The sequence below is a fragment of the Bacteroides sp. AR29 genome, assembly GCF_900217715.1.
Taxonomy (GTDB): domain Bacteria; phylum Bacteroidota; class Bacteroidia; order Bacteroidales; family Bacteroidaceae; genus Bacteroides; species Bacteroides uniformis.
The window spans coordinates 1-12379 of record NZ_OBMS01000014.1 but is presented as its reverse complement, the minus strand read 5'-3'; the positions used below and the strand labels follow the sequence as shown (position 1 = coordinate 12379).

7 protein-coding genes are annotated in these 12379 nt (G+C 46.1%); 2 read left to right on the top strand and 5 right to left on the bottom strand.

Annotation, left to right across the window (positions count from 1 at the left end):
* Positions 1-26: 26 nt before the first annotated feature.
* Positions 27-938: a DMT family transporter gene (locus CSD97_RS10440; protein ID WP_005835197.1), complete on the top strand. Its 912-nt coding sequence runs from the start codon at positions 27-29 to the stop codon at positions 936-938.
* A gap of 16 nt (positions 939-954) precedes the next feature.
* Here CSD97_RS10440 and CSD97_RS10435 read toward each other — a convergent pair whose 3' ends face one another.
* The 5 genes from CSD97_RS10435 to CSD97_RS10415 all read right to left on the bottom strand — a co-directional run bounded on the left by CSD97_RS10435 (position 955) and on the right by CSD97_RS10415 (position 11997).
* Positions 955-1539, bottom strand: coding sequence for a Crp/Fnr family transcriptional regulator (locus CSD97_RS10435; RefSeq protein ID WP_005824006.1), 585 nt, complete (start codon positions 1537-1539; stop codon positions 955-957).
* A 24-nt stretch (positions 1540-1563) separates the two neighbouring features.
* Entirely contained in the window at positions 1564-2667 is a 1104-nt protein-coding gene (meaB, locus tag CSD97_RS10430; RefSeq protein WP_005835195.1) for a methylmalonyl Co-A mutase-associated GTPase MeaB, read from the bottom strand.
* A 56-nt stretch (positions 2668-2723) separates the two neighbouring features.
* The gene (locus CSD97_RS10425; protein ID WP_005835194.1) at positions 2724-3797 is read right to left on the bottom strand and encodes a DUF1573 domain-containing protein; all 1074 of its coding nucleotides are present in this window, start codon (positions 3795-3797) and stop codon (positions 2724-2726) included.
* A gap of 141 nt (positions 3798-3938) precedes the next feature.
* Complete coding sequence (locus tag CSD97_RS10420) at positions 3939-9836, bottom strand: alpha-2-macroglobulin family protein (protein WP_098032366.1); 5898 nt, start codon at positions 9834-9836, stop codon at positions 3939-3941.
* 703 nt (positions 9837-10539) lie between these two features.
* Positions 10540-11997 (bottom strand): aminoacyl-histidine dipeptidase, encoded by a 1458-nt coding sequence (locus tag CSD97_RS10415; RefSeq protein WP_098032365.1) that lies wholly within the window; start codon positions 11995-11997, stop codon positions 10540-10542.
* Between the two features lie 159 nt (positions 11998-12156).
* Here CSD97_RS10415 and CSD97_RS10410 point away from each other — a divergent pair.
* Positions 12157-12379, top strand: a 223-nt coding sequence (locus tag CSD97_RS10410; RefSeq protein WP_244284027.1) for a transposase, incomplete at its 3' end; no start/stop codon positions are given.

Below are 12379 nucleotides of genomic sequence, written 5' to 3'. Positions count from 1 at the left end.
TTTGCACCCGCAAAGAACAAAAGAGTATGGACAAGAACATTCAAGGGCATCTGTTCGCCCTTACCGCAAATATCTTATGGGGGCTGATGGCACCTATCGGCAAGTCGGCCTTAGCGGAGTTTTCCGCGTTGTCAGTAACCACATTCCGCATGGTAGGCGCAGCCGCCTGCTTCTGGCTCCTCTCCTTGTTCTGCAAACGCGAGCAGGTGGACCACCGGGACATGCTGAAGATATTCTTCGCCGCACTCTTCGCGCTGGTATTCAATCAGGGTGTCTATATCTTCGGACTCTCCATGACTTCGCCCATAGACGCCTCCATCGTTACAACCACACTGCCCATCGTCACCATGATAGTGGCTGCAATCTATCTGAAAGAGCCGGTCACCAACAAGAAAGTGCTGGGCATCTTTGTAGGGGCTATGGGCGCATTCATACTCATCATGAGCAGCCAGACCACCGGTGCCGGCAATGGCAGCCTCATCGGAGACCTTCTCTGCCTGCTCGCCCAAATCAGCTTCTCCATTTATCTGACCGTATTCAAGGGGTTGTCGCAAAAATACTCTCCCATCACCCTGAACAAATGGATGTTTGTCTATGCCTCCATGTGCTACATCCCGTTCTCTTACCACGACGTGGCTGCCATACAGTGGAGCGAAATATCTACAGCCGCCCTGCTGCAAGCGGGATATGTGGTTGTGGGAGGAAGCTTCCTTGCCTATATCTTCATAATGAGTGCGCAGAGGCTGTTGCGCCCCACTGTGGTGAGCATGTACAACTACATGCAGCCCATCGTGGCCTCAACCGTTGCCATCATCTTAGGATTGGGAGTGTTCAATTTGGAAAAGGGAATAGCCATAGCCTTGGTATTCCTGGGAGTGTACATCGTGACACAAAGCAAGTCACGCAAGGATTTCGAGAAAGAAGGGAAAGCCGTATAAAACAGCCGTTCCACCGTCACAGTACTCCGGCACGTACCCGGCTCAGAGACTCGGGAGTCATTAACAGATAAGATGCTATGTGGTTGACTGAGGCACGCCGGGCTATCTCCGGATAATCCCTGACGAAGCGCGCATACCGCTCGCGTGAGGTTTCGAAACGCCAAGAGTCTGCTTTATATTGGGAAAGCATTAAAGACCCCTCCAATAAATGGCGAAGCAGACGGGCTATATGCAGATAACGCTCAGAGAGTTCGACCAGTCCTGCATACGAAATGCTCCAGATGACGCCTTCCTCCAGGGATTCCAGCTGAAGGCAATTACGGCGTCCGGTGAAAAGGCTGACGATACACATAGCGCCGTCACCGTCGCAGGCAAAGTTCTCTGTAATGTCCCGGCCTTCTTTGAAATAGAACTGGCGAAGCAGTCCTTTCTCTACGAAAACAATATCCCTGGCTATATCTTTCTCACTAATCAACAGTTCTCCTTTGTGCACCTCACGGCGTACAAACAAACCGGCAATGAGCTCCAGCTCCTCAGAAGGGAGTTCATGAAGGCGGCGGGTAAACCGCCGCGCCACTTCCATGTTGTTTTCCTTAGTCATCGATATAGGGAAAGGGATATGCCCTTATTTCTTCAGTTCTGCAAAATAGGTGTCCAGCAAGTTCTTGGCAGCCACAAAAGAAGTCAAGTTGCCCTGTAGCACTTGTTTTTCCTTGCCAGTCAGCATCGCTTCAATCTGCGGATTGTGGTAGAAGCTGTCGCGCAGCTGTTCGTTAATGGTCTCGTACATCCAGTATTTGCTTTGCTCATTGCGGCGGTATTCAAAATAGCCGTTATCTTTCACAAAGTCAATGTATTTGTAGACCATATCCCACACTTCTTTTACACCAAGATTATAGAAACCGGAATAAGTCAGCACTTGGGGTGTCCAACCGCTCTCCGGAGCCGGGAAGAGGTGCAGCGCATTACGGAACTGCGTTGCTGCCAGTCTGGCCCGCTCCAGATTGTCGCCATCAGCCTTATTAATAATAATGCCATCGGCCATTTCCATGATGCCGCGTTTGATGCCTTGCAACTCATCGCCCGTACCCGCCAGCTGTATCAGCAGGAAGAAGTCTACCATAGAATGTACGGCAGTCTCACTCTGCCCCACCCCTACCGTCTCTACAAATATCTTGTCGAAACCGGCAGCCTCACAAAGCACAATCGTTTCACGCGTCTTGCGTGCCACGCCACCCAGCGAACCGGCAGAGGGACTGGGACGTATAAAGGACTTGGGATGAACGGAGAGCTTCTCCATACGCGTCTTATCACCGAGAATACTGCCTTTGCTGCGTTCGCTGCTCGGGTCAATGGCAAGAACGGCCAACTTGCCGCCGTGTTCCTCCAGTACATGCAAGCCAAATACATCAATAGAGGTACTTTTACCGGCACCGGGCACACCACTGATACCCACACGGACGGAGTTGCCCGAATAGGGCAAACACTTCTCTATCACCTCCTGCGCCACAGCCTGGTGCTCCGGTTTCACACTTTCCACCAGTGTTACAGCCTGGCTGAGTACCGTAACATCACCTTTCACTATACCCTCCACATAGTCTGATACGGAAAGCTCGCGTTTCTTCCGCCTGGGACGGTTCTTCAAGTAAGGATTGACCGATGAAGGTTGCTCAATGCCTGCATTGACAACCAAGCCTTTATATGCTTCATTATTTTCGGGATGTTCCATGGCTATTTGTGAGTTATAAGTTATGAGTTATGAGTTATGAAGGACTTTACGACTTCTTATTGTTTTGCTTTAATGTTGATTTCAACTTTCGGCTGCATCGGGTCATTGGTAATCATCAGCAGACGCAGATGACGGCGCTTCTTGCCTATATTCTTCTTCACTACCGTTACCCGCAGGCGAGTGCTTTCACCGGGTTGCAATACACTCTTCTTGAGGTTAACTCCCACTGCCGGGTGGAATACCTGGAGCTTGTTTATCTGTAAAGGAGAACGCCCGGTATTGGTAATGGTAATATCTTGACGTGCTTTTGACTTCTTGGCCAATATCGCACTCATATCAACTTCTTTGGTAGAAAGGCTGATGACAGGAGCATTTGCCTTCTCCACTTCCGTCATTCCGGAGAAATCCGGTAAAAGAATGGCAGAAACGGGAATTTCGTTTTCATCGCCCACCTTGTCACCGGAGAAGCGAGAAAGATAGACCGACGCTTGAGTCAGTCCGAGGTCAGTCAGTCTTTCCGAATTCAATGTAAGTGTAATCACTCCTTTTTCTCCCTTTTGCAGCACGTTAGGTTCTACTTTTGTCTGCAAATAAGGGGGCAGATGCATCAGTACCGGTTCATAAGGACGGTCGGAAAGATTGACCACGCCGATATGAATCACCGGCTGCTCACCATGCTGAATATCGGGGAAGTCGAGGCTGTTCTTGTCAATACGTATCTGACCGATAAGATAGGGATGCGTCTTGGTAAAGTCCTTGATTTCCTGTACTACTTCACCATTGAACTTCAAATAGACCAGATTGGGTTGCGCATTGCTGTAAATAGCCACGGATTTCTGGAAATGTCCCAATGCCTTGGCGTCAAAAGTCACATTTACTGTTCCTTTTGCCCCCGGAGCAATAGGCGTTTTTGTCCACTGGGCCACAGAGCAGGCGCAATCCGGCTCTACTTCTGTAAGCACTAAAGGCTGGTCACCCGTATTGGTGATGGTATATTGCACAGTCACGGGATGCTTCCATTCTATCTGGCCGAAACTGTACATCTCTGTATTCGAGGTAAAACGAGCTTGCGCTACAGCAGTCAATACCACACTTGCAAGCACATATAAAGTTATCAATATCCGCTTCATCTATTTTTCTTAATATCAAGATTTCCTAATTCTGCCACTCTCATTCAATATTAGTCGGACAAAAATAGGTGTTTTTAGCGAGAGTACCTAAAATAGCGGAGCGCAATTTGTACAAATTGCGCTCCGCTCCATACTCTATTGTTACTTTATTACAATTATCCCTCCCGCCGAATGCGAAGCATACTCCGGAGCATACGCACACTGTATCGTGGCCAGCCCCGTTTCGTATGTTCCGCCACGGGCTATGCGATAACTGTGCTCTAAGACATAAACGCCTTTGCCCAAATGGTCGAAGAAGAAATTGGTTGCGGCATCTTCCACTTCTGCATAATAACCGAGGCCATTACTCCAACGATAACCGGAAAGCGAGCCTATAGGTTCAAAGCAGGCACCCCGCTGGTCTTTCAACTGAACAAAATCCATAGTACGGTCCAAGCGGATAGTCAAACGGGCCACTATTTTATCACCGACGGATAATACGGTCCCTTCCGTAACCGGTTGCAAGGACTTGCTACCACCGGCCGATATACGCTCTACATAAAGTTTCTTCTCTACATTCAATTCACCCCCCTGCTGCTTTACATCAGATATGGGTGACAGATACTGGGCATAAACAGCTCCCCAGGCAATGCCTGCATCCCGTTTCTCTACGGTGACGGTTTTAGCTTTCAGCTCCGGACTTCCTTGAGCGAAGGTTTCCTTGACATAACCCAAACCCGGGATTATGGTCTTTGTAGGCGACAATGTTTCCAAAACTTTGTTACCTAACGTGATACGTACGTCTCCCCGACTTTCCAGCAGATTAGTACCTTGACAAAGCAATGCATAAACAGCATCAGCCGTTGCAACCGGAGAATTCCAACTGGTAGTCTGCTTCTGTTTCAGCAGCCAGAGTTTCATTTCCTCCACCAAAGCATCGTTGCCACCTGCCATATGCAGGGCTTCCATTACTTCCACATGGGCAGGGATGGGCAGCATACCCCAGTTATACGGATTTGCTTGGAAAGCAAAGTATGCACCCAGTTCATCCGTCTGTACCAGATGTTCCTTGAGGGAAGCGATGAATTCATTCGCCTCGGCTGTACGCCCTACTGCTTTCAGGATGATGGCAGACTGCGCCTTGCTGCTCATGGTTCCATCTTTAAGATTGGCACCTACTTTTGATAGGAAATAGCGGTAAGCCGCTTGATTGTCTGCCGGCACTTGTTCGCCGCTAAGGGCTATCAGATACAGATATGTCATTGCCGATTCGGAGTTGGCAGTAATTCTGGCGCCATTTTTTTCGGCTTTACGGATATTGCGATACTCTTCCAAGGCCTGCCGATTCAAATAGCCGAAAGCTTTCTGCCGCATGGCGGCAACTTCTTCAGACAGTTCATTTTTCGTCAGCAGAGGAAGACGAACAAGTAATTCTGTAATATAGCCAGTTATATAGCGGCTACCGGACATTCCCTTATACCAGCTCCATCCACCGTCTTCACCCTGCAATTCTTTCAATTTGGTAAAAGCGGAAAGATTGCGGTTATTCAGTTGGTTGATATCAAACAGCGTGGCAATACGTGCCTGCTGTTCGGCTTCAGTAGTAGCTTCCAGTACCCACGGAGACTCGCTGAGCAGGATATTCTTCACATCCTGATTCTTCTCCAACTGGCTGAGGAAGGTTTCTTTCGTGCCACCGGCAGCCTTCCAACTGTCAAATACAGTCTTAATGCGGGGCTGGCTGTTGGCAATGAAGCCTGCCAGACTATTGGCATACCAAGCTGTAACCCAAGAAATGGCATTATCATTGGCAGGCAGGCTCAATGCCGGCAACGCTTGTACAGCATACCAAGCCGGATTCCCGGTAAATTCTACAGTCAGACGACGGTCTGTCGCTGTACGGCTATTACGGTTGAAAAGGCTGTCTAATGAGAACGTACGGGTCTCCTCGCCACGGATAGGCATAGCAAGCGTTTCCGTAATATACTCCTTATTACTTAATACGGGCAACAGATGCTGCTCGCCATCGCTAAACGTACCTCCATCGGCAACCATACGAATACCAAGCAAATCATAGCGGTCGGACACTTCGAAATGGAAGTTGACAGCAGTATTTCTTCCTGCTTCTACCAAGAATTTCTGACGTTGAGTAGCAATAACTTTCTCCGTCATAGGGTCGAACAGTGTGAATACTGCTGTTCCTTTCACCGCTTTACCCGTCAGATTGGCTATTGTTCCGGCTATCTGTGTTTTATCTCCAACGCGGACAAACCGAGGCATATTCGGAGTCAGCATAAACTCCTTGGCAGTTACAACGGAAGCATCCAATATCCCAGTCAGCATATCCTTAGTATGTGAGTAACCACGGAAATTCCAACAAGTCAAGCTCTGCGGCATCGTAAAAGAAAACGCAAGCTCCCCTTGTTCGTTTGTACGAAGTTGAGGATAAAAAAAGGCTGTTTCGGCAAAGTTGGTGCGAAGCCCCTCAATAGGTTGCAAGGCCTCGCCAACCGGTATCGTTTCCGATTCAAAAACAACATCTTCCACCGCGTCTTCCGCTACTTGTGCAGGAACATATTTCACTTCAACGGCATTCCCGGATTCTGCTTTGGAAGCAAGCATCGGCTGGTTGGCACCACGTATTCTAAGATTACCGGTCAAAGAGCTATTCCGGGTAGTCCCATACCCCACAACACTTACTTCTTCCAAAAGCGCATTGTCTTCTACCATCACTATCCGCATCCTTCCATCCATATAAGGAGAACAGAAGTAGTCAAACGACCACACCGGAACCCTCCAAGCCTTCAACGGGAAATAAACGGAGAAGTAATTGCTATTATAACGGCTCGCACCACGGAATGCCCCATACAGATTATCCGGATAGAAAACCCGTAGTATCTGGTTACTCTTATAAATCTTATCCAGTGAAGCGTCGTACATCGTAGCCAACATCTCAGCCGCAGCAGGCATACCTTGAGGCGTCTTTATGACGAGCTTCCACTCTTCTTCCTGTCCGGGACGCAAACGGTCACGGAACACTTCCCATTTCATGTCGAGAGCACGTTCCGGCTCCCGCTTCTTCAGTTCAACCTGATGACTGTACATCTCGCCAGCTTTCACAAAACTGAAAAGAATGGTGATTCCCTTGCCATATGCTTCCTTATAAGGGACTTCCATACGAATAATAGTATCATTCAACTGCAACACACGGCTTTCAATGCGTTTTCTGTCACAAAAGACATCCATCAGCACATATGCATCCCGATAAGAAGTCCCCAAAAGAAAAGCGGCAGGGTACTGTACATCAAATTCCTCATTTTCTTTATAATAAAAGAAATCTGTAAACGCAGCCGGACGCTTGTCACTCTTTGAAAAGAGCATGAAACTGTCACTGCCATATGCCCCGTTATTCTCTTCACGTCCCAAACTATCACGTACAGAAAGTTTCAAGCGATAGTTACCTGAAGGAAGCTTGTTCCAAGCCGAAAAATCCTGGAGCCGATTGGCTGTGAAGGTACCCTCCAATACAACATCATCCAAGGGTTCAGAACCTGCAATATTCCTTGCCCCATTTTGTTCTGCAAATGGATAAAGGCAATAGGAACCTTCAATGTGCTGAGGAATATTCATTACATTATTCACTCCAAAAGTGAAAAGCATACTGTCTTCCTTACAAACATATTGAGGCAAGCGAATATCAAAGGAATAAGCCTTAGGACCTGCCAACAAGTTATACGAAGCGGATTGCGTTTCACCGGCCTCATCCGTCACCACCGCCTCCACATGATAAGTATACACACTCCCATACCCGTCTGTATCTACAGCCAGAGCTTCCAAAGTCAAGGGTATGGAAAAATCCCCGTTGGTATCCAATTGTATGGTGTCAGACAATAATGGTTTATCAGCATTGCTCCAATAACCAGGTCTCGGATTCCGGCGAGTCACCGTATATGCCAATGGCACATCCTGCACCATCATGCCATTGAAGGCCTTGACATTTCCTTTCAACACAACCTTGTCACCCAGCCGATAAGCTTCCGAAACCGGAGTGAAGGCAATCTCGAACGTAGGTCGCTTGTACTCCTCTACCCTAAAAGTGACGGTAGATTGAGGCTCTTTGGTTCGTATGCTGAACATGCCATTCAGGCAAGCTGCCGGAAGTACAAACTCCGTAGCAAAAGAGCCGAAATCATTGGTCCGCCCCTTCCTGGTGGCAAGTTCCTTGCGGTTGGCATCCAACAAGACAAGCTCATAATCAACTCCTTGTAGTACCTGGGCACTATCACTATTCTGCTTGTAAGCTATCCCTTTTACATGAACGGTCTGCCCGGGACGATAAAGCGAACGGTCTGTCAGCAATGCCATCTGCCTCCAATCTGTATCCTTAATACCGTAATAAGGATGATTCATATAAACGTTCTGCGGCATCATGGCTGTGTCTCTGCCTTTACGCGCCACATAACTTCGGATTTCACTCTGCCAGGGTAATACAGCTTTCCCCCCGGCATCAGTCAGTACCTCTGCCATCGCTTTTCTATTCTTCTCATCATAAGAAGAGTAGAAACTCACCTTGGCACCAGCAATCGGCTGTCCACTACGGGCATCCAATGTAGCCACTTCCATACGGTTGTCACCCAAATCCAATGTCAGCACCTTGAAGCGGGTAGATACCAGAAATTTATCATCTGTACGGGCCGTTTCAGTATCAGGTACTATTTGAAGAATATAGACTCCCGTTTCCCGAGGAATCATGAACTTAAATACAGTGTCCGAGGCAAGATAAGGGACATCTTCAGGCAATTTATCCTTGCCTGGCAACGGCTTTAAGCCAAAATGCGTGGAAGAAAACTTCCGGGCATACTTTCTATAAGTATCTTTATTTATACCATGGTCCATCCAAGGTACTTCACTTAAAGTAGTGGTATATAAGTTGAGAGTGAAGCCCTCGACATTACGATAATGCAGCCTCATATTCACCGAATCGCCGGGATAACCGCTTTCATTCATAGTCAGAATGAGTTCAGGCTGTAAAATCTGTTCACGGATATTTTTCAACTCATTGATACGCTTATACGCAGGATAGCGCTTCAAGCCTTCTTCACAGACTTTTAGAGCCTCATCAGCGCGTTTCGGTTCCAAACGGCGCAGGTGGTTGGCTTTATGAATGTAAACCTCGGCACAAACCTCTCGTGAACCGTATTCCTTTATCAATTTATTCAAAACCTCAAGATATTCCCGATTAGCCTTTTCCTGACGCATTCGGAAAGTAGGATAAGGCTGCTGGCTGATACCACCGGTCAACTTCCAGTTCCAATAATCAAGAGAACAGAGCAACATAGCATCTTCCGAACCGGCACGATGGCGATAAGCATTCATCATATCCAGATAAATCCTTTCGATACGGATCTGTACCAAAGAATCCACGCTGAAACCATCCAGCTGCCGATAAGCATCAACAGCACGGCTTACCAATAGATGGTACATATCGTGCCCATAGAACCAGCTACCGTCTTCCAACACCACAAAAGGCACATATTGTTCTGCAGATGTATTGAGCAAGCGGATGGAATCCTGCAAGGATGCACGGTTACACCTATCTATTTTATCCACAAACTGGCTGATACTCCACTCACGGATATCTTCTGGAACCTCGTCAACAGTCAGTAAAGTACGTGACAGCAAGACACGGCGATTCTTCCGCATCAAGTCAGCATATTCATATGCCAACAAAGAATGTAGAATAGCCTTGTTCACCAGATTCCTCTCCGATTGTGCCCAAGATTCCATATATTTCAGACTGGAGTAAAGGCTGTCCGGAGTCAGCCCCTCTTGATAAGTCTCCCTACAAATGTAGGCTTTCAACATTTGCGGAGCATTCTGCTCTTGCCGACCTTTCCGATAGATTTCATCAGCCAGTTTTATCACTGTTTGAGGCAGGCTTTTCTTTTGAGCCTGCTCCACCTGCTTCCACAACTTATCGTACGTCTGCGCATACAATGCCGAAGCCCCAAATGTAACCAGCAGCAACAATATGCTACAAATTCTTTGAATTACTCTCATAATTATTCGTTTGTTAGTCTTTGTATTAATAACAAAGGAAGTGAATAAAGTTCAAACAAATGTACTTTTGGACATAAAAAATCTTATTCTACTCCTACAAAAAAACAAGGGATATGTTTGCAAACATATCCCTTGTGCTATACTTAAATGTTAGTGTACTCACATTTGGAGGCTATAATATCTCATTGCCTCCATCCAATTCTTACCAGCTGCGGTAAAAATGTGCTTAAATGAATTTGCAATCTTCTTTTTCATAATCTTAAAAAATTAAACTAATACCTGAAAACTAAAATTCAATACTTCACGAAAGGGGGGGGGAATGCTTAAAGCATTACGTAACCCCAAATGTTCTTATCGGCTTCGCCGACATGCTTAAAAAAACTCTTTAACATTTTCATTTTGTTATCCTCCTAAAATCAATCTTGTTATCCTTAAAAAATCTACTAGTTTTCTATTGTTTTCATGTTTTACAACACAAAAATAGAGCCTTTGTTCAAGATAACAAGCAAAAAACGGATAGAAAACATGTTTTATAACACATTTCTTGACTTAGGTCAATTTTTAGGGAGAAAGTGCAAGGATATTGACATACCATTGTAATAAGTCTGGGACATTCTGGCAGAAAGAGGACAAACTGTCACAGACAAAAAAGGCAGGATACTTAATAAAGCACCCTACCCCTATTCATTACATAAAGTATTCTCTACTTTTCAGGAGTCTGCTCCAATGTAGCCACCAAGAAATCATAGAACTTGGAAACAGTAGGAATTAACGCACGCTCGTCCGGTGAATGCGGAGAACGCAAAGTGGGACCGAAAGAAATCATATCGAGTCCTGGACAATTGGCACCAATAATACCGCATTCCAGACCTGCGTGAATAACCTTCACGGCAGGTTCCACACCAAACTGCTGCTTATAGGACAGCTTCATGGCATGCAGTATAGGAGAATCCACATTAGGCTGCCATCCAGAATAGCCACCACTCAATTCCACCTTCATACCTGCCATAGCGAAACAAGCTGTCAGGCTGTCTGCCAGGAAATCCTTCATCGTATCGCAAGAACTACGCGCCAAAATACGAACTTCGGCCTTACCGTCTGCAATGATTACGATAGCCAAATTGGAGGAAGTTTCTACAGTATCGGGAACAGTAGGAATCATACGCATCACACCATTCTGGCAAGTCATCAACACGTTAATCATATTATCCTGGATTTCTGAAGGAACAACGGCAGTGGGTAGAGTTACCTCTTCTATACTCAGGGTAATACCACTTTCAATCGGAGCATATTCGTCATTCAGTTGTGCCTCGTATTCCTTCATATAATCTTCCAAACCGTCCATATCCTCAGGATTGAACACCAATACCGCATGTGCTTCGCGAGGGATAGCATTACGCATATTACCACCTTCAAAACTTGCCAGCTGGGAGTCAAACTCAATCAGCAAATCATGTACGATACGTGCCAGCAATTTATTGGCATTACCGCGCCCTTCATTGATTTCCAAACCAGAGTGACCACCACGCAAACCTTTCAACGTAATCTTACGAGCTACGAAATCGGCCATAGGCGTCTCCTCCTTATATTCCAAAGTGGCAGTAATATCAAGACCACCGGCACAACCAATATAGAGTTCGCCTTCGTCCTCAGAGTCAAGGTTCAGCAGAATTTCCCCTTGCATAGTCCCGGGTTTCAAGCCGAATGCACCATACATTCCCGTTTCTTCATCCTTGGTAATCAGGGCTTCCAATGGACCATGCTTCAAGTTATTATCTTCGAGCACCGCCATAATGGCAGCCACTCCCAAACCATTATCTGCTCCCAGCGTAGTTCCTTTGGCTTTCACCCAATCACCGTCAACATAGGTTTCAATGGAATCTGTTGTAAAATCGTGGATAGTATCGTTGTTCTTCTGGGGCACCATGTCCATATGCGCCTGAAGGATGATGCCTTTGCGGTTTTCCATACCCGGAGTGGCAGGCTTACGAATAATAACATTGCCGACCTCGTCGACAAATGATTCCAACCCCAAGCCTTTTCCAAAATCAATAAGGAATTTGGTAATCTTCTCCATATGTCCTGACGGACGGGGAATCTGGGTCAGTGAATAAAAGTGCTTCCATACATTCTGTGGAGCTAACTGTAAGATTGTACTCATAATTCTAAAAAGTTAGTTTTCGCAAATATAACGGTTTATTCTCGGAAAGTACAATAAACCGGGATTTTTCTAAAGTACTAAGAAGCTGTTTTGAAATGATTAAATTATTTATATTTATCTGTTAATCAGTTGGTTAATTGAAATAATTTTCGTAACTTTATGGTTGCAAAACAAATAGTTATGAGCAATTATTCAACTAACCTAACTGAAAAACAGTGGCAAGTTATCAAAAATATTGTAGAACCACAAGAAAGAACTAGAAAAAAGTGTCTCAGAGAAATTCTGAACGCCATATTCTATATCAGCAAAAGTGGCTGTCAATGGCGAATGTTGCCTTCCGACTTCGCCCCTTGGCAAACTGTTTACTACTATTTCCGCAAGT